Here is a 22,575-nt window from a genome sequence, read left to right as displayed (position 1 = left end):
GCGCACCGGCTTCATGCCGCCGGCCGGGCCGGGCCCTCTCCCTTCCTCGCCTACTCCTTCGTTCGTCACGAGGCACTCATGAACCCCTGGTGGGCACGCCGCTTCCGCTCCCCCACGCTGCTGGCCAGCGCGCTGGCGCTGCTCCTGGGCTGTGGACCCCAGGTCTCGTCCGACGACGACGGTGACGACGACTCGGAGTCCGACTCCAATCCAACGGCGACCAGCGTGGGTCCCACGACCTCCACCACCATCCCGGACACCTCGATGGGCGACACCGTGGAGCCCGTGGGATGGTTCGAGGTGGGCTGGGGCGACGGCGAGTACGTCCCCCTCGCCGACGGCGACGACTTTCCCATCGTGCTCGGCGGCCAGGGAGCGCAGATGTTCCCCATGCCCCTGCGCGGCGCCGAGTTCTACCTGCCGGGCAACCCCACCAGCTGGATGGACGAGACCGGACCGCTGGTCGACATGGAGATGGACATCGAGGGCTACAACGACGGCCCCGGCGGACACTTCAAGCGGATCGCCAACTACACCCTCGACTGGGTGGTGATGCCCGACGGGAGCTACCAGTCGTCGTTCCTGCCGATCATCGTGCCCGACGGTATCGACCCCGAGGACATCGAGGGCCTGCCCGCTCACCTCTGGGTGCGTCTACGACCGTTCGAGCAGCCCGAGCTGGTGGTCGAGCTCGACGTGGTGGTCACGGTGATCGGGGAATTCGGCGGCTGACCTCGGGCGGTCGCCCAGGGCCGCGGTGGCCGACCGCGGGCAGTGGCCGACCGGAGGGCAATGGGGCCGGTCGGCGCTCGTCGTTGCATCCGACGTCGGAGTTGGGGTTGGATCGGTCCATGAACCGTACCTTCATCGCCTTTGCTTGCACCTTGCTGCTGGCCTGCCCCGGGAGCGACGACGCCTCCGACACCACCGTGGCTGACAGCGGCACCGCGGACGCCACCGGCACCGGCACCAGCACCGGGGGAACCGAGACCGGGCAGACGAGCGAGCCGACCTCGGTCGGCTCTGCCGACGGCACCTCCTCCACCGGCCCCTCCACCGCCCCTGGGGAGGGCAGCGGCAGCGCCACGGGCACGGGGCCCGACCCGCTCGGCGTGTGCATGACCGCGTGCGAGCACCTGGTGGCCTGCGAGCTGGTCATGATCCCCAACTGCGGAATCCCCTGCGCCACCATCGACAGCGACGTGGCCGGCTGCGAGAGCGAGTACATCGCCCAGCAGGAGTGCGTGACCGCGCTGTCGTGCGACGAGGCCCAGGCCTGGCTCGAGGGCGACATGCTGGGCGGCAGCTACCCCTGCGCGGACGAGGACGTGGAGTTCCAGGCGTGCTTGCAGGCGTCGTGATGCACCACGCCGTTCGTGCGCGATCGCGCTCGCTCGCGAGAGAATTCGTTTGACGACATCGCGATCGGGCCCGCAGCATCGGAGCCGTGATGCGCCGATTCCTCGCCCTGAGCCTCGTATGCGCCGCCTGCTTCAATCCGGGGAGCACGGAGACGACCGACCCGACCTTCGGACCCGTCGACCCCTCGACCACCGGCGTGAGCACCTCGTCGAACGACGAGGCCGACAGCAGCGGTGAGCTGCCCGCATCGTGCAGCGACGGGGCCCAGGGCGGCGACGAGACCGACGTGGACTGCGGAGGGAGCTGTGCGCCCTGTGGAGACGGACAGGGGTGCATCGCCGGCGACGACTGCAGCTCGGGGATCTGCCAGAACCAGGTCTGCCTGGGGGGATCGTGCGGGGACGGGATCGTGCAGGAGGGCGAGGAGTGCGACGAGGGCGGGCCCTCGCCGACGTGCACTGCGCAGTGCACGATGAGTGGGTGTGGCGACGGGGTGCTCTCCGGCGACGAGGACTGCGACGACGGCGGGGAGTCGGCCACCTGCAACGCCGACTGCACCGTCGCGGCGTGCGGAGACGGGGTCGTCAACGCCACCGCGGGGGAGACCTGCGACGACCAGGGCGAGACCGCCACGTGCAACGCCGACTGCACCGCAGCTGCGTGCGGCGACGGCCAGCTCAACCTGACCGCGGGCGAGGAGTGCGACGAGGGGGGCGACACCGCCACCTGTGATGGGGACTGCACCGCGCCCTCGTGCGGCGACGGCTACGCCAACGTGGCGCTGGCCGAGGAGTGCGACGACGCGGGGGAGTCGGCCGCCTGCGACGACGACTGCACGCTGGCGGTGTGTGGCGACGACACGGTCAACGCGACCGCGGGCGAGGAGTGCGAGGGAGGGCCGGCCGCGCTGTGCACCGCCCAGTGTCTCTACTCGGATTGCGCCCCCGATCCGGTGGCGGCGGCGATGGCCGCCTGCATGGCGCAGTGGCCCAACTGCTCGGTGCAAAACGGAGGGATCGTGGGCTACGGGCCGGGGCAGAGCCCCGGATCCAACTGCGGGCCGCCCTCGAACGAGTGGCGCTGGTACTGCACCGCGAACGACCCCGCCGGGACGAACTACAACTGCTCGGCGTGTACGATCGGGGAGATCCTCGGGCCGCACGATCCGTGCAGCTGCAACCCGGGGACGTGCCCGGTGCTGGGGATGTTCTGCATGCCGTGAGCGGGGGTGGGCGGCTCGTGGCACGACCCTGTCCGAGGCCCGATGGACCATCCGCCGCGTCGGAGCCGCTCGAGCGCGGGTGGGATTTTTGCGGCGCGACCGATCGAGCGGCTCGACGTCGACACTCGGGTGGACAGAGGCTCGAATCGCTCATGCGCTTGCCGTCCATCGCCCTCTTGCTCTGTCTGCCGCTCCCCCTGCTCACCGGCTGCCCCGACAGCGACACCGGGGATGAGGGCGCGGCCGATTCCACGACCAACGAGGATCCGACCGCCGCCGAGGACCCGTCGTCGACCACGCAGACCTCACCCACCGAGGAGACCAGCACGACCTCGCCCGGCGAGACCGAGACCGAGACCGACACCGCCCCGCCCGACACCGACACCGACACCGACGACCCGATTGTCGGCTGCGAGTGCATCCTCGACGAAGACCCGGCCGACCTGAATTCGGCACCGGCCGCCCCCACCTGCGGCGAGGAGCTCTGCCCCCACGTCGCCGGTGCTTGCACGGAGGACCTCTGTGAGCTGGGCGCTCCGTTCGAGCTCGACGACCCAGCCGCGCTGGAGTGCGCCCTGATGGCGCTGCGGGACCGCACCCCCGGGATCGTGACATGGAGCCGTTCGGAGGCCACGGGGCTCATCAGCGACAACGGCTACGTGCTCGTCAACGAGGACGGCAGTGCGGTGCGGCGCAACTGGCTGCGGGAGGACCTGAACTTCGTGGTCAGCGATGCCGTGCTCGGCGAGCTGCCGACTCCCGAGGCCTACGATGCCTGCCTGGCCGACCCCGACGACCTCGCTCGCTTCGACTGCTTGGTCGCCACCCACGAGGTGCAGCTGGGCGTGTGCGACGAAGGCTGGGTCTGCTCGGACTGCATCTAAGCGCGCGCGAGCACCCATCATGCACCGTGGCGTGCTCGGGCCGGTCTAGCCGCCCCCCCGCAGCACCCCCAGCACCCCATCCCCGTAGCGCCGCTCCTCCCACTCATCGAGCGCCCCGCTCGCCCGTAGCTCCTCCATCGTCCGTGGTGCCGCCACGGCCAGTGCCATCAGCGTGTCCTTGCCCAGCACGAGGTCGGGCTCGAGCCCGCGCTCGGCCGCGGTTGCCTTGCGCCAGGCCCGTAGCGCATCGAACCTCGCCACCACCTCGCGCCCCGGGCCTCGATCGACCGCCGGAGGCCGGGGCGGCTCGGCCTCCCGAGCAGCCTCGATCGCCCGCAGCACCCGCGCCCCACCGCGCCCGCGCAGCGTCGGGTGCAGGCCACGGAGCTCCGCGAGCGCGCGCTCGTCCTTGGGAGGCTGCCGCGCGATCGACAGCATGAGCGCATCGCTCATCACCTGGAACACCGGGCGATCGAGCTGCTCGGCCACCGCCTCCCGCAGCTCGTACAGCCCCCGAAGCACCCCGCGAGCCCCCGCCGGCAGCCCGCGCGCGCCCTTGATCCGCCACATCCCCAGCGCATCCGCACGCGACGGCCGGGGCTCGACCCGCTCCTGGCGCACGCACGCGTGCAGCAGCTCGTCCTCGCGATCGACCCCACGCAGCTCCGCCAGCTGCTGCTCCCGCAGCTCGAGCAAGTACCGCGTGTCCTGGCGCGCATAGTCGAGGGCGCCCTCGGGCAGCGGGCGGCGCCCCCAGTCGAACCGCTGCATGCGCTTGTTGGCCACCACCCCGTAGCGCTCGTGCAAGATCGGCCCCAGGCCATGGCTGCGCCAGCCCAGCACCCGCGCCGCGAGCATGGTGTCGTAGAGCCCCGCGAGCGAGAACCCATACTCGCGCTTGAAGCACAGGATGTCGTAGTCCGCCCCGTGCATGACCTTCTCGATCGACGGATCGGCCAGCACGGGCGCGAGCGGGCGCAGATCCACCGCCAGCGGATCGATGAGCGCATCGCCGTCGGGCAGCGAGACCTGCACCAGGCAGATGCGCTCGCGATGGGCGTGCATGCTGTTGGACTCGGTGTCGAGGGCAAAGCGCGGCGCCTGGCGCAGCCGCTCCACCAACGCCTCGAGACCAGGTGTCGCGTCGATCCACGTCCAGACATCGGATCTGGCTTCAGACCTGGCTTCAGACCTGGCTTCAGATCTGGCTTCAGACCTGGCTTCAGGCCCGGCGTCAGGCCTTGCGTCGGGCCGGGCATCGGTGTGGCCATCGGCGCCCGATGCGGACCGTGGGGAGGGGGTCGCCGACATCGCGTGCATGCTACCTCGGGCTCGGCCGCGCACGAGCCCACGGTTCGCGCTACCATCATGCGTACCCCATGGCTCTCTCGTCGATGCTGCGCCGCGCGAGCCCGTTCGCGCTCGTCGCCCTCGCGTGTGGCCGCACGCCGATGGACTTCCCGCCGCACGCCGGGGGGGGCGGCGGCGACGGGTCCTCCAGCACCGGGCCCACCGTCAGCGATTCCAGCGGCCAGGTCACCTGCATCGATGCCCCCGAGCTGTGCGTGGCCGAGCTGTCGCTGCGCCGCGCGGTCGACATCCTGTTCGTGATCGACAACTCGGGGTCGATGGGCAGCGAGCAGGGCGCGCTCGCCGACAGCTTCGGCACGTTCGTGCAGGTGCTCGAGTCGCAGCAGGTGGGCGCCAACTATCGCATCGGCATCACCACCACCGACAACTTCTACACCCCCGGCGGGACGCTGCGCGCCACCAGCTGCCGCTCGCGCCTCGACGAGTTCGAATCGTCGAGCATGTTCGGCGACAAGGACGAGCGCCAGCGCGGCTGCCTCGACAACTGCGCGCTCGACTCGATTCCCCTGGCCGAGCCCTGGGTGGAGAAGGGCAACGGCCAGACCAACCTGCCCACCGGCGTCGACATGACGCAGGCGCTCCAGTGCATCGGGCCGCAGGGGATCTCGGGCGACGGCTTCGAGGCGCCGCTCGAGTCGATGCGCCTGGCGCTGCTCGACGACGACAGCGGGTTCCTGCGCAACGACGCGATCCTGGCCGTCATCTTCGTCACCGACGAGATCGACTGCTCGATGTCGCTGACCAATCGCGACTGGCTGCTCTACGAGGGCGACGTGTTCTGGTCGTCGCCCGACCGACCGTCGTCGGGCTCGTGCTGGCTCGCGGGAGTGAGCTGCATCGGCGGCCCGGGCGTGTTCGAGGACTGCTTCTCCGAGAACAAGGGCCAGGACGGCCTGCCCACCGCTCCCGACGCGAGCGTGGTCTACCCCGTGCAGCGCTACGTCGACACCCTCACCGAGCTCGCCGCGCGCAAGCAGGCGCAAGGAGGCCAGAGCGAGGTGCTCATCGCAGTGCTCGCCGGCGTGCCGCTCGACTACCCCGAGACCGGGGTGCACCTCTACGCCGACTCGCCCGACGAGGAGTTCAACCAGGAATACGGGATCGGGCCCTCGTGCAACCGCGGCACCGAGACGCTCGACGATCCGCCCGGGATCCCCTCGGTACGGCTGCGCGAATTCGCCGAGGCGTTCGCATCGGCAGGCAGCCGCAACATCTTCTCGGTCTGCAACGACGACTACGGCGTGGCGCTCGAGGGCATCGCCGATGCGATCGGCGACGTCAACACGCGCGCCTGCGTGGCGGGGTGCGTCAGCGATGCGCGCTACGACATCCCCGGGATGCAGGCCGAGTGTGCGCTGACCGAGACCTTCGCCGACGGCACGCCCGACCGCGCGGTGGTGCCCTGCGCCATCGTCGACTGGGGCTGGGACTTCCCCGCGCCCGACGTGCACGCGTGCTATCGCGTGCTGACCGACCCCGCCTTCGAGACGCCCGAGGCCACCGACGACATGTCCCCGCAGTGCGTGACGCTGGGCTCCAACGTGGAGCTGGTGGTCGAGCGCCGCGAGGGCGTGCCGGTGCCGGCCGGGACCGCAGTGAGCGTGCGCTGCAACCTCGATGCGCCGATCGGCTACTCGTGCGCCGACGTCTGAGGCGGCAACACGCTACGGCCGCAGCACCGCATTGTCGATGAGCCGCACTCCGCTCACGAACACCGCCAGCGCGCACAGGGCTGGGCGCTCGATCACCTCGATGGGCCGCAGATCCTCGGCATCGACGATCTCCATGTAGTCGGGCCGCCCGGGCGCCAGCGCCTCGCTGGCCCCGGCCAGCAGCGCGTCGACCCTTCGCTCGCCCGTCTCGAACCGCGCCCGCACCGTGTGCAGCCATCGCGACAGCGCCAGCGCGTCCCGGCGGGCGTCGGCATCGAGGTTGGCGTTGCGGCTCGACATCGCCAGCCCGTCGGGCTCGCGCACGATCGGCATCCCCACCACCTGACCGTCGAGCATGAGATCGGCGTGCATGCGGCGGATGATCGCCAGCTGCTGGTAGTCCTTCTCGCCGAACAACGCAAGGTCGGGCCGAACGAGGTTCCACAGCTTGGAGACGATCGTGCACACCCCTCGAAAGTGCCCGGGGCGGCTGCTCCCGCACAGCCCGGCCGAGAGCCCCTCCACGTCGACCCAGGTGCTGCGCGAGGGATACATCGCGTGGGGATCGAGGGGACAAAACGCCAGGTCGACCCCGCACTCGCGCGCCTTGGCCAGATCGCCCTCCTCGTCGCGAGGGTAGCGATCGAGATCCTCGCTGGGCCCGAACTGGGTGGGGTTGACGAAGATCGTGAGCACCACCTCGCCCTCCCCGACCGGGACCCGACGCCGAGCCTCGCGCAGCAGCGACAGGTGCCCCTCGTGCAAAAAGCCCATCGTGGGCACCATGGCCACGCGCCGCTCGGGGGGCAGGGCGCGGCGCCACGCTCGGACCTCGGCCGGATCGCGCAGGATCTTCATGGGGCGCTGCTTAGCACGGAGCGCCCCGCGGGGAACATCGCCGGGCCCGACCGGCGAGCGCTAGGGACCCTGAGCCCGCAGCTCCTCGCGCGTGACCGCGAGGTGCTCGGCCACCGACTCCCAGTCGGGCCGCAGCTCGAGCGCCTGTTCGAACCTGTCGATCGCCAGCGCCAGATCGCCCTCACGCCCCCGTCGCTGGTAGGCCAGCCCGAGCTGCACGTGCGTGGACGGATGCCCGGGATCCTGCTCGATCGCGTGGCGCAACAGCGAGATCGTCTCGTTGTACTGACCCGCCTCGTAGAACACGCGAGCGAAGTCCTCGAGCAGGGGAACGTCGAGGCGATAGGCCCACAGCGCCTCGACCAAGGTCTGGCGTGCGTCCTCGCGACGATCGCGAACGAGCAGGCCTCGGGCGCGATCCAGCGCCGTCTGCCCGGGACGACCCAGGCGATCGAGCCGACTCGCGAGCGCGCCGTGGCAGACCTCGCAGGGGCCGTCGGGCGCACCGTCGAGCTCGGCCACGGTGGGATCCTGACGCATCACGCACCCGGCCACGTCGTGGTGTGCCAGCCCGACCGCGTGGCCGAACTCGTGGCGCACCAGGGTGCGCAGCCGGGCCTCCGCTCGCTTGGGATCGTCGTCGCGAAGCCGCGCCGTGGACAGCAGCGCGGTGCGATCGGGCAGGCTGGCCAGACCGAACACGTAGGGCTTGCCGTCCTCGTAGAGATCGAGCGTGGTCACGTCGAGCTCGACCACCGCATCGCGACCGCGGCTCTCGAACAACAGGTCGAGGGCGTGCCGGGCATCGAGCTGCTCGCGCTCGGGATCCCAGGCCTCGAACGCCTCGGTCACGCTGCGGCTGCCCCGAACCACGCACCGCACCGGATGCTCGGCGAGCAGCACTCGGCACACCCCACGCAGCTGCTCGCCGGGGACCGGACCGAGCGCGCGCACCACCACCAACGGCGGGCGCGGCGATGCCGAAGCCCCGAGCGGGGGCTCGGGCTCGGGCCGTGCGACGTCCTGCGCGACGTGGCCGTTCCACAGCCACGTCATGCTCACGAGCGTCATCACCACGTGCACGAGCCAGGTCATCGTCGATCCCGATCCCCGAACGAGGACGAGCGGGGGCCGTTGCAGGGCCAGCGCCCCCTGGACGATCCAGGGTAGCCAAAACGGCTCCATGGACCAAGCGGTCGAAGTCCTCCCTTGCCGCCCAACACGCGCCAGGCCGGCGCGAGTGTCCCCGCCTGCGCAAGAACGTCGCTCACGAGCCGTGAGCGGGCCCGAGGGACCCCATGCGCGTGCTCAGGGGCCGCCGACCCGGGCCGGGGTGGGGATCAGCTCGTCGAGGTGGCGCCGGGCGAGCACGCGCTCGGGCTCCTCGGGCTCGGCGCGATCGAGGTAGGCCTGCAAGAAGCGCAGCGCGGGGCTGCGCTCGTCGTTGGCCAGGTGATCGAGGCCCCGCAGGAACAGGCGCTCGTGGACCGGCAGCACGCTCTCCATGGCGACCCGCGCGAACGGAGAGCCAGGCTCGCGACGCAGCGCCTGCAGCTCGACGAACGCGGCCGCCGAGGCCCCCGCCCGATCGAGCACCAGGGCCCGGATGTAGCGGGAGATCAGCCGATCCTCGGGCGGCGCGTCGAACACCCCGCGCTGCGCACGGGCCAGCGCCGCCTGCACGTCGCCGGCCTGCACCTCCACCAGCGCGGCCATGCGCTCGCTTCGCCAGCGCTCCACGTCGCCGACCGCGATGACCACCGCGAGCGCCTCGCGAGCCTCGGGCAGCCGCCCCAACGAGGTGAGCGCGTAGGACCGGTAGTAGAGCGCCTCGCGAGGCGGGCGATCACCGCGGCGCTCGGACTCGGCGATCGCCGCGTCGAGCCAGCGAAGGGCTCGCTGCACCTGCTCGCGATGGCGATCGACCACCGCCTGGACCGAAGCCTTGGTGAGTTCCTCGTCGCCGAAGCCATCCCCCTCGATCTCGGCGAACAGCCCGGCCGCCTCCACGATCTCGCCCCGGGCCGCCTGGGTGAGCACCTCGACCGCATGCGGGCACTGCTCGGCACGGCGCCGCCACATCGATTGATCGTCGTTGGTCGACCCCCGGGTCCCATCGTTGGTGTGCGCGATCCGAGCCTGACGCTCGGCCTCCTGGCAAAGCCGCCAGCCCCGCGCCCCGGCCTTGGCCCATGGCGTGGGAGGCGGCGCTTCGGCCGGCTTCCAGTCCCGACCCGAGGGCGCCGCCAGCAAGGCGGTCGCGAGCAGCCATGCGCTCATGGGAGTGCTCACCGCCTCCGAGTATGCCGCCCGGGCCCGGGCCCGCCAATCCGTCAAGAACTTGCCCCGGACGCGTCCGCTCCCCCACCCTCGCAGCGATGCCCGCTGCCGTCCCCTCTGCCCTCGCGGCCTGTCGCCGCTTCGGTCACCGCTTCGGTCGCGCCGCGGCGCCCGTGATCCGCCGAGGGCTGGCCACCGCGCTGCGGCTCTCGGACGCGGGCTTGCGCGCACTGGGCCGCGGCGCCCGACGCCATCGCCGCCCGCTGCGGGCGCTCGGAGAGCGCCTCGCATGGTGGTCGGCCCTGGGCCTGCTCGTGCTCGGCGGTCGCCCGGTGCTGGGCGAGGGCCCCGTGCCCGAGCCATGGCTCGCGCTCGCTCCGTTCGTGGCGGGCCTGCTGCTGTGCGCGCTCTTGCGGCTGACCTCCTCGGCCCGCCAGCTCCGCATGGCGGCCCTGTGGCTCGGCGCGCTGCACGGCACCGCGGCTGCGCTGGTGTGGACCGCGTTCGCCGGCTAACGTCGCGTGGATGCTCCTGCCCGCCCCCCGCCCGTGCTCGGCCGCCCTGGGCCTGTGCGTGGTGCTCGGCCTGGGATGCACCGGCGACGACGCCTCCCCCATGCGCGACGACGCCGGCGACTCGACCACCGGCGATCAGGCCCCACCCCGGCCGCTGTTCTCCGAGCCGGTCAGCGGCATGCTCTTGCTGCCCACCTCCCGCAGCGACGATCTCGTGCTCAAGGTCCACGACGTCCTGCCCGGCAAGACCGAGCTGCTGGTCGACGGCCGCACCCTCGGGTTCCTCGGCGCTGGCGCCAGCGCGGGCCGACTCGAGGCCGAGCAGCTCACCGTGCGCCTGCGCGGCGCCATGGTCGCGGGCCGACACGAGATGGTCATGCGCACCCTCGACGCGGTCGAGATCACCGAGTCGTCGGTCATCGACGTCGAGCTCCTCCGCGACCTCGAGGTGATCCCCGCCGCCGACCCGCCGTCGGTGACCGCGCTGTCCGCCCGTCACGTGCTCGCCCAAGGCACGGGCGACGATGCGCTGCTGGTGGTGCTCGATGACACCGAGCCCAGCCAACCGGTCGTGCACCTGCTGCCCCGTACCGACGAGGGCTGGGACCTCGACGGGCGACGCACCGTGACCGTGGCGGGCCTCGACCTCGACACCGAGCCCCGCGTGCTGCCCGTGACCGCCCTCCGCCATGGCCGGACCGCCAGCGAACCCGGCCGGCTGCGCGTGGCCTGGCGCGTGGGCGCCCCCGGTACCCGCATCGACGTGCTCGACGTGGCCTGGGACGACGCGAGCCCCGAGCATCCGCCCGGGACCTCGCTGTCGCTGCCCGACGCCGTGGCCGGAGCGGTGACGGGATCCGCCCCCGAGTGGGCCGAGCTCGGCCGACCGTGGCTGCTGGGCGAGCTGCTCGTCGCCGAGCTGTGGGCACCGGTCGACGTGGAGGCGCCGCGCCCCGGTGACCATGCGCTGCTGTGGACGCGCGTGCACGACCAGCCCAACGCAGCCCCCGACGACCCGCCGCTGAGCCTCGATTCCCCGCAGCGGATCTTCGTGCTCGGCTCCCTGGTCGACCTCGACCGGCTCGGGCCGGCGCTCGACCGCGTGACGGCCGAGGCAGGCGGGCCCGCGCTGGTCACCATTCGCGCCGACCAGCACCAACCCCTCGTGCTCGAGCACGATCCAGCCGGCGGCCTGCGCATGCGACCCACCGTGGTCGATGGGCGCGATCGCAGCTTCACCTTCGTCGATCTCCCGCTCGCCACCGTGGTGGGAGCCTTCGGCTCGCGTACGGTCGCCGGGCTCATCGCTCACGCCAATGGCCGCATGCGCATCACCGGCATCGACGACATCGGTGACGGAGGCGTCGACGAGACCTCGCTGGGCGCCGACGACATGCCGCCGCTCGACCTCGTCACGGGCGAGCCGGCCACCTCGTCGGTGGGAGGCCTGCCGGTGTTCCTCGTGCCCTATGGCGCCGACGAGGCCGTGCACGCGGCCTACTCCACCGGGAGCACCGGACAGGTCGTCGCGCTCGACTCGCTTCGGTGTGCCTCGGTGGCCCTCGCCGATCGCCCCAACGCCGACGGCGAGGTGCCGCTGGCCTGCGTGGTCGAGGGTGAGCTCGCGCTCGGCACCCTCGCGCCCGCCGCCCCCTGATCCGACACGGGATCCAACGTATACTCCCCCGCGCCGTGCCCCGTGCCCGCCGCAAGCTCCTCTACATCCTCGGCGGCCTCCTCGCGGCCGTCCTGTGCCTGGGCGGCGCCTGGGGCTGGCAGGTGCTGCGGGTCGAGGAGCTGCCCGACGAGCTCCCCGCCATGGAGCGCAGCCCCGACGAGGTCGTGCTGTCGTCGGTCGGCCATGGCCCGGACCTGCCGCTGCGCGACCTCCGGGGCCAGCGGAGCGTGATCGTGTTCGAGGGCGTCCAGTCCATGCGCAGCGAGCAGGGCAAGGAGGTCAACCGCGCCCTCAACCGCTGGATCCTCCCCGACGACACCAAGGGCTACATCGTCTGGGATGGCGAGGGCATGCGGGTGTTCGAGGACCGGGCCACCCAGTTCGTGGGCTTCTTCGCCGAGGAGCTGCGCTTTCCGATCTACGTCGACTGGGATGGACAGATGGGCGACGTGTTCAAGCTCGTCAAGGGCCATCACGGCCTCATCGTGCTCGGCGAGGACGGGCAGGTGCTGCTGCGCAAGAGCGGCGGCCTCCGTGGCACCGAGCTCGACGAGCTGCGCGCGCTCGTCGGCGCCAGCGAGCCCCCCGAGCCACCGCCGGCGCCGAAGTTCCAGCTCGGCGACGTCGACGACGCGGCCTGCCGCCAAAGGCCGTGTCTGTTCGTGTTCCTGGGCAAGCCCGTGGCGCGCACCGACATCCCCTGGATCGAGGACGGCTTCGAGGGCGGCCGTACCGAGTGCTTCGAACGCATGCGTCGCCCCGAGATCCGCCTCGCCGCCTCGGCCATGCGCGTGCCCATCACCCGCTCCCACGGGGTGCTGGTGGGGGAGACCGAGGGCCTGGATCTGAAGGGCTGGACGACCCTCTCCGACGACGCCGACGCACGCGAGGCGTTCGGCCTCGGCCCCGAGGACAGCGCCTTGATCGTCGTCGATGCGCAGGGCCGCCTGGCCTTCCGCGAGACCGGCTTCATTCCCATGTATCGCTGGACCCTGGCCATCGACGTCACCGGCGAGACGATCCTGCGCAATGACGAGGGCTAGGGCCTCGATGGCGACCCAACCGAGGGGCCGAGCGGCGGGCAAGGGCCCCGCGGCGGGACACGCCCGCGGGCTCGCGGCTCGCGTGCTGCAGGAGATCGAGCAGCGCGGGGCGTTCAGCAACCGCGTGCTCTCCGAGCACCTCGAGCGCAACCCCGGCTGGGATCCACGCGATCGAGGCCTGGTCACCACGCTCGTCTATGGCGTGCTGCGGCATCGCACGCGGCTCGACGCCCACGTCGACGCCCACGCCGTCCGTCCGGCCGGGCTGCGCGGCGAGGTGCGGCAACTCTTGCGGGTGGGCGCGCTCGAGCTGCGAGAGCTCGGCCACCCCCCCCACGCGGTGCTCTCCGAGGTGGGGCACGCCACGGCCCGGCTGCGCGGCGGCGAGGGCCTGCGCCGCGCCGTGCATGGAATCCTGGCCGAGGTCGCGGCCGAGGGTGAGGCGCTCGACCGCACGCTCGAGGAGGCCGCAGCGCTCGACGTGCTCGAGCGCCGCTTCTCGATCCCTCGCTGGCTCGCGGGGCGCTGGCGCAAGCAGCTCGGTGACGAGCGGGCGCTGCTCCGCGCCCGCGCCCTGGCCGAGGCTCCGCCGATCGACGTGCGGCTCGATCTCGACCGCGGCGATCGAGCCCGGCTGCTGCAGCGGCTCGCCGCCGACCACCCGCGCGCCACCATCGAGGAGGTCCCCGAGCACCCCGAGGCACTGCGACTGCGTGGCGCCGGCGACCTGTTCCACGGTCCGCTGCACGACGAAGGTCTGCTGTCGGTGCAGGGCCTGGCCGCCCAGCAGCCCGCGCGCTGGCTCGCCCCAAGGCCGGGCGAGCGCGTGCTCGATGCGTGCGCCGGGCTCGGGGTCAAGACCCTGCAGCTGTGCGAGCTGATGCATCGCCAGGGCACGGTGATCGCCGCCGACCTCGATCCTCGCCATGCCCGTGACCACGAGGACCTCGCGCAGCGCGGGCGGCTGCCGCTTCGTGGGAGCCCCGAGGCTGCGCTCGAGCATCGCTACGTGGTCTCCGACCTCACCGAGGCCGTTCCCGCGCTCGATGGCCCCGAGGCTGCGTTCGACGCCGTGCTGCTCGACGTGCCGTGCACCGGGCTCGGCAACCTCGCCCGCCACCCCGAGATCCGCTGGCTTCGCCGCTTCGAGGACATCGCGGCCCGGGCCACGCTGCAGCGCGCGCTGCTGCGACGGCACCTCGCTCGCGTGCGCCCCGGCGGCCGCCTGGTCTACGCCGTGTGCAGCCCCGAGCCCGAGGAGGGACCCGGCGTGATCGAAGCCGTGCTCGCCGAGGATGACCACGGGTTCTCGGTGTCCGCGTCGCGCTGCTACACCCCCGAGGACGACGCCACCGAGGGCTTCTTCGTGGCACGGCTCGAGCGGGCTTGAAACGGGGTTCTTGCACGCCGTCGGGCCCACTCTGGCGGTCCCCGACTCCTGACAACTACTGTCGGGATCGGCCTTGACCTGCCCTGGTCATCCGAATTTCGCCTCGTATACTGACAAAGTCGGCAACCACGGAGCACGCGAGCGGGCGCTCGTGGGCGACCGTGACGAAGGCCGGTGGTGAATCCATGACTCCAGCCCAAACCAGCAGCCCTGCCCCTCGCGTCCATCCCCGAATCTCCGCCAACAAGCTCGGCGAGTACCTCGTGTCGCCGCCGCTGCGCCGCCGCGACATCATCGAGCGCCAGAAGTACCCGTGCTCGTTCATCGGGGCCTACTACGAGCCCGCGCGATCGATCATCGTCGACTTCCTGCTGGGCCGCACGGATCGCGAAGGCATGCTGCGCCGGACGATGGGGCTGGTGATGGCCAAGCACGAGTCCCGCTACGCTCATCACCAGGCCCACGGCAGCGCCGAGGCGGTGCTGCGCTTCCTCGACCTCGAGCCTCGGCTCGACCTGCGCGGCCTGACCCCCGTCCACGTGCCCGAGCACGACAAGCTCGATGTCGAGGGGGTGGCGATCAGCGTGTATCCCGACGTGGTGCTCGAGGGTCGTGACGCACGGGGTCGCCCGCGCGTGGGAGCCATCAAGCTGCACTTTCCCAAGGCTCACCCGCACACCGAGACCTCGGCCGAGTACGTGGCCACGCTCCTGCGCATGTACGCCCACGAGCGCATGGGCGATCGCGGCCGAGCTCTCGAGGACGCGTGCATGGTGATCGACGTGTTCTCGGGTGGCCTCGCCACCGCCCCCTCCGGCCATCGCCGCCGCTGGCGCGACATCGGGGCCGCGTGCGAAGAGATCCGACGGGCCTGGCCGAGCGCATGAGCGTGCTCAACGGCGCGTAGGGACGCCCAGGACGGGCGCAGGGCCAGGTCGCCGGGGCCGGACCACCGCATCCAAGGACGGACTCGGCGCCCAGGACGGGCGCGAGGATGACGAGATCGGGCTCGATGGACCCGCCGCCGGGCGGCGGCCGGCGTTGCCCTTGCGTGTCAGCGATCGCCACGAGCGGCTTGCCGAGGCGGCTCCCCTTCGCTCCGCAAGAAATCGCTGGCCGCCGCCCCCGCGGGCGCCCTACGCTCTGCGCTCGTGACCCTCGACATCGTCATGCTCGTGGGCGGCCTTGCGATCCTCGCGTTCGCGGCCGACCGCTTCGTGGTGGCCGCGGCCCGGCTGTCGCGGCGCTGGGGCGTCTCACCCGTGCTGGTGGGTGCGCTCATCGTGGGCATGGGCACCTCGTCGCCGGAGCTGCTGGTCTCGGTGCTCGCCGCCGTCGAAGGCGAGCTCGATCTGGCCATCGGCAACGTGGTCGGCTCCAACGTCACCAACGTGTCCATGGTGATCGGGGTCACCGCGCTGGTGGCTCCGCTGGTGGGCAGCGCCAAGGTCCTACGCCGCGAGGGCATCGCCATGCTCCTGGCCGTGATCACCCTCGGCGTCATGATCTGGGATCTGGAGCTCACCCGCACCGAGGGACTCGTGCTGCTCGGCGGCATGGCGGTGTGCACCGTGTTGATCGTGCGCTGGTCCAAGGCCGACGCAGCGGTGGGCGTGGCCTCGCTCGAGCAGGACACCCCGCCCGAGGTCAGCGTGGGCAAGGAGGCGGTGCTCGGCGTGCTCTCGCTGGCCGCCACGCTCGCGGGGGCCGAGCTCCTCGTCCGCGGCGGCTCCTCGCTGGCCGCGGCCATGGGCGTGGGCCCAGCCTTCATCGGCATGACCGTGGTCGCGGTGGGCACCAGCCTCCCCGAGCTCGCCACCTCGGTCGCCGGCGTGCGCCGCAACGAGAGCGACCTGGTCGTCGGCAACGTGCTCGGGTCCAACCTCTTCAATGCGCTGGCCGTGGCCGGTTCCGCGTCGGTCATCGGGCCGTCCACGATCGCCCCGAACTTTCGGGTGGGTGCGATCGCCATGATCGTCAGCGCCGCGCTCGCCGGATGGTTTGCGCTCACGGGTCGAAGGGTCGTGCGCTGGGAGGGCATGCTGCTGGTGATCGGCTTCATCGCCTTCGTGCTGCTGACCTACACCGAGGGCGCCGCTCCGCGGTAGATCGGGACGCGTCGCGGCGGTGAGCAACGGCGTCGGGGCACTGAAGGCCCCGTCGGTGGCCTGATGCTGGCTGGGCTCGGATCCCCGAAGGGGCCGTTGACCGGTCGTGGCATCGGGCCGCGTTGGATCGCGAAGACTCGGCGGATAGGGGTCGGCGAGGCGCCGGACGCCTCGATGCTCCACCCAAGGAAAGGACAACCCAATGCTCACCGTAGCCCCCATTCGTCTGCCCCGCATCCTCGACGCCCTGGCCGTGGCCCGCGTCTTCGCCCTCGGCGTGGCCGGCCTCGGCCTGGCCACCGCCGCCTGCGACGTCGAGCCCGATCCCGACATCGAGGTCTTCGGCGACACCGAGGACTTCGAAGACCTCGACGCGCTGGCCGCTGCCGTCGACCCCGTGCAGACCCCGTTCGCGGACGGCACCCGCGTGCGGCTCCGCCACGCGCACTCCGACAAGTGCATCTACGCGCGGGGAACCAACACCGGCTACACCCGCAACTGGAGCTGCTGGGACAGCCCCGGCATGGTGTTCGTGCTCGACGACGCGGGGAACGGTCGCTACCGCATCCGCCACGAAGGCACCGACCAGTGCCTTTATACCCTCTCGACCGACGGGGCCGAGGTGGGCCACTCGGAGTGCTGGAGCGATCCCGCGCTGGAGTTCGAGCTGATCCCGTACATGGGCGGCTACCGCATCCGCAACCACGCCGACGGGGTGAGCCTCTACGGCAACGAGTGGAACGGTGGCCACATCCGCAGCAAGGCCGACGCGCAGGACTGTGATCTGATCTTCTACATCGAGGATCTGGGGCCGTTGACCGGCGAGTGGACGGGCTGGCTCAATCGCGACACTCCCGGCGGCGACGGCGACTACGAGCTCCACCACCTCTACAACTCGGCCGATGTCTGTGCCAGCCCGTCGTACGCGATCTGCGAGACCCTCGACGGCGAGCCGTGGACCTCGATGGGTGAGAACGTGTCGTGCACGGCCAGCGGGCTGGGCTGCACGAACGCCAGCCAGCCCGACAACCAGTGCGAGGACTACCGGGTGAAGTTCTATTGCCCATAGGGAGCACGCCCTCGGAACCGACGATCGCGAGGCAGCGAGGCGCGGCGTTCTCCCCAAGCGCCGCGCCTCGACGGCTGATCGGCTCCATCGCCTTCGTGCCGCCGACCTACACCGAGGGCGCCGTTCCGAGGTAGATCGGGGCCCATGCCGAAGTCGCCCCCGGTCATCGCCCCCTCGATCCTCAGCGCCGATTTCGCCCGCCTCGGCGAGGAGCTCCGCGCCATCGACGAGGCCGGCGCCGACTGGATCCACGTCGACGTGATGGACGGTCGGTTCGTGCCCAACCTGACCATCGGGGCTCCGGTGGTCGCGGCCCTGCGCCCCACCACCGACAAGCCTCTCGACTGCCACCTGATGATCGAGGAACCCGAGCGGCTGGTCGCAGACTTCGCGCAGGCCGGCGCCGACCTCATCACCGTGCACGTGGAGGCCTGCCGGCACCTGCACCGCAACCTCGAGCAGATCCGCGCCTTGCCCCACCACGGCGGCGGCCGAGTCATGGCGGGGGTGAGCCTCAATCCCCACACCCCGTGGGAATCGATCCGCGACGTCCTGCCGCTGTGCGATCTGGTGCTGGTGATGAGCGTCAACCCGGGCTTCGGCGGCCAGCGCTTCATTCCCCTGGTGCGGCCCAAGATCCGCGCGCTGCGAGCCGCCATCGACGCGGCGGACCTGCCCACGCGCGTGCAGGTCGACGGCGGCGTCGACGAGCGCAACGTGGGCGAGCTGTGGAGCGACGGCGCCGATGCGTTCGTGGCGGGCTCGGCCGTGTTCCGCAACCCGCGACACCCCACGTATGCCGGCGCGATCGCAGCCATTCGCGAGGGGGCCGGGAGCTAGGCACGAGCAGGAGGCTTCGTGTCCGCTCTCGCGTCGCATCACGCGCTCGTACGCCACGCGCTCATCGATCGCGCCCGGGGGCGGGCGGAGCGGAACGCAGCGAGAAGGTCTGGATTCGATCGCTTGCGACGATCAGCCGCCCGCGCACGACGATGGGGGTCCCGTACTTGCCGATGGGCCCGAGCTGGTCGGGCTCGGACTGCCACAGCAGCTCGAGCGTGTCCGCGTCGAACGCATACACGACGGCGCCGGGCGTATTCGGATCGAGCAGCGAGGCGGTGCGGGGCGCGTTGCGGTCGATCACCCACACGATGCCGTCGCGTCCCTCGTGGCTGGTGACGATCGGAGAGCCGGGGTTGTGGAACACCACCTCGGGCTCGACCGCCTCCACCTCCAGCCAGGCGGGCCGATCGCGTGGAGTGACCACCCGTAGCTTGGCGATCGAGGGCGGCACGTTCACGGTGGAGTCGGGCGCGGCCTTGGTGGAGCCGGTCGCGAACAGATACGAGCGTCCCATGGCATCCCGCCAATGGGCCAGCTTGGTGCGCATCTTCGCGTGGTCGATCTGACCGAACTCGTCGGAGTAGGGCCCGAACACGTTGAGCGGCCCGCGGGTCCCGAACTGGGGCTGGATCTCCGGGGGAAGCAGCGACGCGTCGGTGGAGGCATCGTCGCGGCACGGCGCACGGCCTTCCCCGGCCACGGCGAGCGCGTCGCGATCCACCAGGTACACGTTGCCCTGCTTGCCACCGAACGCGACCACCCGAGGGGTGGAGGTCTCGGGCAACGGGGGCAGCAGCACGGGCTGGCTCGCCCCCAGGTCCATGTTGGCGTCGTCGAGCACGCAGTGGTTGAACGGGCTGTACGCCCGACGCAGCACGAGGTCGGCGTCCAGCTCGAGCAGGCTGCTGCCCCAGACCCCCGGGCTCGAGCCGCTGCCCGGAGGGCTGTTGCCCGTGCTCAGCCATACTCGCCCCTCGTCGTCGACGGCCGGCCCCCCCGAGCCCCAGATGCCACCGTTGCTGCGCCCCTCGCTCGAGGGTGCCGAGGAGAATGCGGCCACGACCGCGGGCTCCTCGGTGTCCATGGCGACGATCCAGCCCGCGCCTTCGCCCCAGAACGTCCCGAAGGTCACGTAGAGCCGCTCACCGCCGGGAGACAGGCGCAGGGCCCCCCGCTGCGACATGATCTCGGCGCCCCAGAAGCGAGCCGGCCCGTTGGTGTCGACCGCAGCGAGGCCGAGGTCGTCGATCCCCACGGGCCAGCCATCGAGGATCCGTCCGTCGTCCAGCGCCAGCGCGAACGCCTGCCAGCCATCGGCGGCATCGAGACCGACCACGTAGATCCGTGGAATCGACGCCTCGAGATCGAGGATCGGGGTGCTCAGCACGCCCATGGGCACCCCGCCGTCGAGCCGCTCGAGCGGCAGCGGCCGAACCACCTGCGTGCGCCACAACGGATCGCCCGGCGCGAGGGCACAGGGCCCCTGCGCGCTCTCGGCCGCAGTGGCGTAGACCCAGCCGTTGCTGGTGGCGGCGAGCACCATCGACGCGAGGGCAGTGCCGTCCGCGGTGATGACCCGTACGTCGTCGGCATGGAGCGGGGCCGCATAGGCCATGGGCTCGAACGCCACGCCGTCGATCACCGCCTCGTCGAAGCGGGCCGAGACCCACCCCGGCTCGAGCCCATTGCGACGTACGACCTCGGGGGTCAGGATGCTCTCGGCGTCGTTCCAGCCGAGGCGAGCGGCATCCCCGTGGTAGTTGGTCGTCGGAGGGATCGCCCGCGCGTCCGTCTGCGCACACACGGGGCCTCGCGAGAGATCGAGGTCCACCTGCGGAGCGTTGCAGGCGCACAACAGGGCCATGCTGGCGGTGATGCTCCTCAGCATCCCCATGTCGCCTCGCAGGCCGATCCGGACTCGCAGATCTCGCATACGCACGACGGGGCACCACGAGCCGCGAGCGCGAGGATCGACGCCTGCAGCTCGGTGGCATCGAGGGGGCTGCCCTCACAGGCGGCGACGCAGGCACTCGCATCGGTCCCCTCGCACTCCGATAGCCCGCACAGCAGCGCACACGGCGACTCGCCGCAAGCGGAGCGAGCGTCCGCCACGGTCACGCTGCAGCTCGACAGGCGCTCGACGAGCTCGGCTCGCCCTGCCCCCTCGTGATGGGCCAGCGCAGCGCGCAGCCCGGCCTGCCACTCGGCCATGGTGTCGCACGTGAACGCACCGACGTCGCAGTACCCATCCACCGGATAGAACTCGGTGGGCAAGCAGTGGGCACCAAGGACCCCGCTGCAGTCCTGCGTGACGACGCATCCACAGCTGCCGTCGTCCTCGTTGCAGGTCTCGCTCGACGGCAGGCAGCTTGCCCCCATCGCCCGCGGATAGCAGGACTCGGTCGGCATGCAGTCGACATCGGCCTCGCAGGTGGTACGAGCGCAGCCGAAATGGTTGAAGGCCGCCGTCTTGCCGCCGCAGGACGTCACCTCGCACAGCGCATCGGCCGAGCACACCGGGGCCGTGGCGCACTCGGACGCGGGCTCGTGGGCCTCGTCACCGGCCTCGGTTCCAGCTCCGGTCGGATTGCTCGGGTCCTGGGTCGTGCTGCTCGCGCTACCTTCGCACGCCAGTAGCCCGCCCACCAGCACGACCAGTGCCTCCCGGTGCACACGACGGCTTGCTCCCAACCACGGGAGCCACGAAGACGACTGCATGTCCACACCAAGCCATTTGCTCGAAGTCAAGGGTCGCGCCGGGCAAGTAGGAGACCGACGCGGTCTTGCCAAGATACGGCGTCGGTCCTCGACGATCAAGCGGGCTCGCCTGCGAGCACGCCGTCGTCGAGGTGGCCGGGTGCACGGGTGAATCCGGCAGGAGGCAGCGGTACGATGGCGCTCGTGCGCTTGCCCCTTCGTCCACCCCCGGCACCCATGGTGTTGATCGCACTGGTGATGGCATGCGGAGCTCCCCCGCCAACACCCACCCAGGACGCAGCGCCCAGCCCGACCCCGACGCCCGCCGTGCCGGACGCATCATCGCCCGCTCCGCCCGCGGACGCCGGGCTCGCCGAGGCAGCGCTCCTCCGGTCGATGTCCTTCGAACAGCAGGGCCAGCTCGAGCTGGCCGCGGAGGCGGCCCAGGAATCGATCGACGCCGGAGGCGGACGCTCCGCGAGCTTGCAGGCGGCCAAGGTCGCCATCCTGCGCGAGCGCTGGGACGACGCCGAGGGATGGCTGCGCTCCCTGACCGAGGCCGACCCCAAGGACGCCGATGCCCACTACAACCTCGGCCTGATAGCCCAACGCCGTGGGCGCTACAACGAGGCTCGGTCGGGCTACCTCTCGGCCCTGCGCGCACGCGAGGACCATCCCGAGGCCCGCTACAACCTCGTGGTGCTCACCTGGAATCGCAACGTGCACGAGGAGGCACGCCACCACGCCGCTCGCTTCATGGAGAAGTGGCCCGACGATCCCCGCGCGCAGGAGCTGGCCACGCTCGTCGGCGCTCACGCCAAGGAGCCCGGGAAGTGAGCGAGGGCCACGGGTCAAGCGTCGAAACGGCTCACATCGACCGAGCGCGCGTCGGACGGGCTTGCTCTCGAGCCCCGGTCGCGAGCCCCCGGTCGATCTGGCCCGGTCGATCTGGCAGTGCGAACGTGCTCATGGCTCACACGACACCGGGACCACGATGCGGTGGGCATTCTTGGAATCGCGGACCTCCATCACCATCGAGCGGAGGTCATCGTCGACCAAGAAGATCCAGGCGACCCGCTCCGTGTCGCTCGCCGCGATGGTCAACGGCCGCGCGAACCGAGCGTACTCCGAGCCCCCCTTGGCCATCTGCTTCATCAGCGTGGTCTCTTGCGGCGCGAGCGGCCCCTCCTGCCGGAGCGTCGCAAAGCCGTCGAACGTGGCTTGGCGCGGGCTCGGGTTGGTCAGCTGCGAGCGCAGCTCGAGGTAGGTCTTGCCCGCAGGGGCGGTGTGCGGCGAGAGCCCGGGCGCCTTGCGGGTCCGGGAGCGGTAGCAGGAGATCGGATCGAGCTCGAGCTCGTCGAGCGTGGGGGCGAGAGCGGACGGTGGATCGGGCGCAGCGGGCTCGGGCACAGCGGGCTCGGCCGCGGCGGCGACCGAGACGGGAGGCTCGGGCTCGGCAGATGGCACGGGCGCGGTCCGGGCGGGCGCAGGGCGCTCTTGCTCCGCGGGGGACGCGTCTGCGTGCGGCTCGTTGGGGCTCGAATCGCAGGCCACGATCGAGAGGAGCAGCGGGAGCACGTGACGTCGCATCGGCCGCAATGTA

Annotated in this window: 21 protein-coding genes; 14 read left to right on the top strand and 7 right to left on the bottom strand. The window is 71.5% G+C overall.

The window, feature by feature from the left end; all coding sequences use genetic code 11:
* Positions 1-78: 78 nt before the first annotated feature.
* The 4 genes from OEB96_RS31985 (at position 79) to OEB96_RS31970 (ending at position 3,468) form a co-directional block, all read left to right on the top strand.
* Complete coding sequence (locus OEB96_RS31985) at positions 79-732, top strand: hypothetical protein (protein ID WP_266220614.1); 654 nt, start codon at positions 79-81, stop codon at positions 730-732.
* 119 nt (positions 733-851) lie between these two features.
* Positions 852-1,361, top strand: a complete 510-nt coding sequence (locus OEB96_RS31980) for a hypothetical protein (RefSeq protein ID WP_266220613.1) — start codon at positions 852-854, stop codon at positions 1,359-1,361.
* Between the two features lie 86 nt (positions 1,362-1,447).
* On the top strand, positions 1,448-2,584 hold the full coding sequence (locus OEB96_RS31975; protein ID WP_266220612.1) for a hypothetical protein: 1,137 nt from the start codon (positions 1,448-1,450) through the stop codon (positions 2,582-2,584).
* A 152-nt stretch (positions 2,585-2,736) separates the two neighbouring features.
* Complete coding sequence (locus OEB96_RS31970) at positions 2,737-3,468, top strand: hypothetical protein (protein ID WP_266220611.1); 732 nt, start codon at positions 2,737-2,739, stop codon at positions 3,466-3,468.
* Between the two features lie 45 nt (positions 3,469-3,513).
* Here the strand turns inward: OEB96_RS31970 and OEB96_RS31965 are convergent, their stop codons facing one another.
* A complete protein-coding gene (locus tag OEB96_RS31965) occupies positions 3,514-4,779 on the bottom strand; it encodes a ribonuclease D (RefSeq protein ID WP_266220610.1) in 1,266 nt (421 codons plus the stop codon).
* Positions 4,780-4,847: 68 nt separating this feature from the next.
* Between OEB96_RS31965 and OEB96_RS31960 the strand changes: the two genes are divergently transcribed.
* Positions 4,848-6,491: a hypothetical protein gene (locus OEB96_RS31960; protein WP_266220609.1), complete on the top strand. Its 1,644-nt coding sequence runs from the start codon at positions 4,848-4,850 to the stop codon at positions 6,489-6,491.
* 12 nt (positions 6,492-6,503) lie between these two features.
* Here the strand turns inward: OEB96_RS31960 and panC are convergent, their stop codons facing one another.
* The 3 genes from panC to OEB96_RS31945 all read right to left on the bottom strand — a co-directional run bounded on the left by panC (position 6,504) and on the right by OEB96_RS31945 (position 9,641).
* On the bottom strand, positions 6,504-7,349 hold the full coding sequence (panC, locus tag OEB96_RS31955) for a pantoate--beta-alanine ligase (RefSeq protein WP_266220608.1): 846 nt from the start codon (positions 7,347-7,349) through the stop codon (positions 6,504-6,506).
* Between the two features lie 60 nt (positions 7,350-7,409).
* Positions 7,410-8,444: a hypothetical protein gene (locus OEB96_RS31950; protein WP_266220607.1), complete on the bottom strand. Its 1,035-nt coding sequence runs from the start codon at positions 8,442-8,444 to the stop codon at positions 7,410-7,412.
* Between the two features lie 213 nt (positions 8,445-8,657).
* Complete coding sequence (locus OEB96_RS31945; RefSeq protein ID WP_266220606.1) at positions 8,658-9,641, bottom strand: hypothetical protein; 984 nt, start codon at positions 9,639-9,641, stop codon at positions 8,658-8,660.
* 86 nt (positions 9,642-9,727) lie between these two features.
* Here OEB96_RS31945 and OEB96_RS31940 point away from each other — a divergent pair, with 86 nt between their 5' ends.
* The 8 genes from OEB96_RS31940 to rpe all read left to right on the top strand — a co-directional run bounded on the left by OEB96_RS31940 (position 9,728) and on the right by rpe (position 18,272).
* Positions 9,728-10,144, top strand: coding sequence for a hypothetical protein (locus tag OEB96_RS31940; RefSeq protein WP_266220605.1), 417 nt, complete (start codon positions 9,728-9,730; stop codon positions 10,142-10,144).
* A gap of 10 nt (positions 10,145-10,154) precedes the next feature.
* Positions 10,155-11,801 carry a hypothetical protein gene (locus tag OEB96_RS31935; protein ID WP_266220604.1) on the top strand — a complete coding sequence of 549 codons (1,647 nt, stop codon included), beginning with the start codon at positions 10,155-10,157 and terminating at the stop codon, positions 11,799-11,801.
* A gap of 35 nt (positions 11,802-11,836) precedes the next feature.
* Positions 11,837-12,865 (top strand): hypothetical protein, encoded by a 1,029-nt coding sequence (locus OEB96_RS31930; RefSeq protein ID WP_266220603.1) that lies wholly within the window; start codon positions 11,837-11,839, stop codon positions 12,863-12,865.
* Between the two features lie 7 nt (positions 12,866-12,872).
* Entirely contained in the window at positions 12,873-14,255 is a 1,383-nt protein-coding gene (locus OEB96_RS31925) for an RsmB/NOP family class I SAM-dependent RNA methyltransferase (protein WP_266220602.1), read from the top strand.
* A 185-nt stretch (positions 14,256-14,440) separates the two neighbouring features.
* Positions 14,441-15,142, top strand: a complete 702-nt coding sequence (locus tag OEB96_RS31920; RefSeq protein ID WP_266220601.1) for a hypothetical protein — start codon at positions 14,441-14,443, stop codon at positions 15,140-15,142.
* A 264-nt stretch (positions 15,143-15,406) separates the two neighbouring features.
* Positions 15,407-16,363: a calcium/sodium antiporter gene (locus OEB96_RS31915; RefSeq protein WP_266220600.1), complete on the top strand. Its 957-nt coding sequence runs from the start codon at positions 15,407-15,409 to the stop codon at positions 16,361-16,363.
* 202 nt (positions 16,364-16,565) lie between these two features.
* Positions 16,566-17,432, top strand: a complete 867-nt coding sequence (locus OEB96_RS31910; protein WP_266220599.1) for a hypothetical protein — start codon at positions 16,566-16,568, stop codon at positions 17,430-17,432.
* Positions 17,433-17,576: 144 nt separating this feature from the next.
* Positions 17,577-18,272, top strand: coding sequence for a ribulose-phosphate 3-epimerase (rpe, locus tag OEB96_RS31905; RefSeq protein ID WP_266220598.1), 696 nt, complete (start codon positions 17,577-17,579; stop codon positions 18,270-18,272).
* 61 nt (positions 18,273-18,333) lie between these two features.
* Here the strand turns inward: rpe and OEB96_RS31900 are convergent, their stop codons facing one another.
* Entirely contained in the window at positions 18,334-20,163 is a 1,830-nt protein-coding gene (locus tag OEB96_RS31900) for a serine protease family protein (protein ID WP_266220597.1), read from the bottom strand.
* On the bottom strand, positions 20,157-20,948 hold the full coding sequence (locus tag OEB96_RS31895; RefSeq protein ID WP_266220596.1) for a hypothetical protein: 792 nt from the start codon (positions 20,946-20,948) through the stop codon (positions 20,157-20,159). Before OEB96_RS31895 ends, OEB96_RS31900 begins: the two co-directional genes overlap by 7 nt.
* A 420-nt stretch (positions 20,949-21,368) precedes the next feature.
* Here OEB96_RS31895 and OEB96_RS31890 point away from each other — a divergent pair, with 420 nt between their 5' ends.
* Entirely contained in the window at positions 21,369-21,809 is a 441-nt protein-coding gene (locus tag OEB96_RS31890) for a tetratricopeptide repeat protein (RefSeq protein WP_266220595.1), read from the top strand.
* A 129-nt stretch (positions 21,810-21,938) separates the two neighbouring features.
* On the opposite strand, the gene OEB96_RS31885 is transcribed toward OEB96_RS31890, so the two are convergent.
* Positions 21,939-22,562: a hypothetical protein gene (locus tag OEB96_RS31885; protein ID WP_266220594.1), complete on the bottom strand. Its 624-nt coding sequence runs from the start codon at positions 22,560-22,562 to the stop codon at positions 21,939-21,941.
* Positions 22,563-22,575 lie beyond the last annotated feature (13 nt).

The sequence above is a fragment of the Paraliomyxa miuraensis genome, assembly GCF_026337845.1.
Lineage (GTDB): Bacteria > Myxococcota_A > Polyangia > Nannocystales > Nannocystaceae > Paraliomyxa > Paraliomyxa miuraensis.
Note: the sequence above shows the minus strand (reverse complement) of the source record. Positions and strands in the feature narration are given on the sequence as shown.

Coding starts and splice junctions, on each gene's coding strand:
- OEB96_RS31920 (WP_266220601.1), top strand. CDS start 14,441: ATGACTCCAGCCCAAACCAGCAGCCCTGCCCCTCGCGTCCATCCCCGA.
- OEB96_RS31970 (WP_266220611.1), top strand. CDS start 2,737: ATGCGCTTGCCGTCCATCGCCCTCTTGCTCTGTCTGCCGCTCCCCCTG.
- OEB96_RS31900 (WP_266220597.1), bottom strand. CDS start 20,163: ATGCTGAGGAGCATCACCGCCAGCATGGCCCTGTTGTGCGCCTGCAAC.
- OEB96_RS31980 (WP_266220613.1), top strand. CDS start 852: ATGAACCGTACCTTCATCGCCTTTGCTTGCACCTTGCTGCTGGCCTGC.
- OEB96_RS31985 (WP_266220614.1), top strand. CDS start 79: ATGAACCCCTGGTGGGCACGCCGCTTCCGCTCCCCCACGCTGCTGGCC.
- rpe (WP_266220598.1), top strand. CDS start 17,577: ATGCCGAAGTCGCCCCCGGTCATCGCCCCCTCGATCCTCAGCGCCGAT.
- OEB96_RS31910 (WP_266220599.1), top strand. CDS start 16,566: ATGCTCACCGTAGCCCCCATTCGTCTGCCCCGCATCCTCGACGCCCTG.
- OEB96_RS31950 (WP_266220607.1), bottom strand. CDS start 8,444: ATGACCTGGCTCGTGCACGTGGTGATGACGCTCGTGAGCATGACGTGG.
- OEB96_RS31925 (WP_266220602.1), top strand. CDS start 12,873: ATGGCGACCCAACCGAGGGGCCGAGCGGCGGGCAAGGGCCCCGCGGCG.
- OEB96_RS31935 (WP_266220604.1), top strand. CDS start 10,155: ATGCTCCTGCCCGCCCCCCGCCCGTGCTCGGCCGCCCTGGGCCTGTGC.
- OEB96_RS31960 (WP_266220609.1), top strand. CDS start 4,848: ATGGCTCTCTCGTCGATGCTGCGCCGCGCGAGCCCGTTCGCGCTCGTC.
- OEB96_RS31890 (WP_266220595.1), top strand. CDS start 21,369: ATGTCCTTCGAACAGCAGGGCCAGCTCGAGCTGGCCGCGGAGGCGGCC.
- panC (WP_266220608.1), bottom strand. CDS start 7,349: ATGAAGATCCTGCGCGATCCGGCCGAGGTCCGAGCGTGGCGCCGCGCC.
- OEB96_RS31940 (WP_266220605.1), top strand. CDS start 9,728: ATGCCCGCTGCCGTCCCCTCTGCCCTCGCGGCCTGTCGCCGCTTCGGT.
- OEB96_RS31965 (WP_266220610.1), bottom strand. CDS start 4,779: ATGTCGGCGACCCCCTCCCCACGGTCCGCATCGGGCGCCGATGGCCAC.
- OEB96_RS31885 (WP_266220594.1), bottom strand. CDS start 22,562: ATGCGACGTCACGTGCTCCCGCTGCTCCTCTCGATCGTGGCCTGCGAT.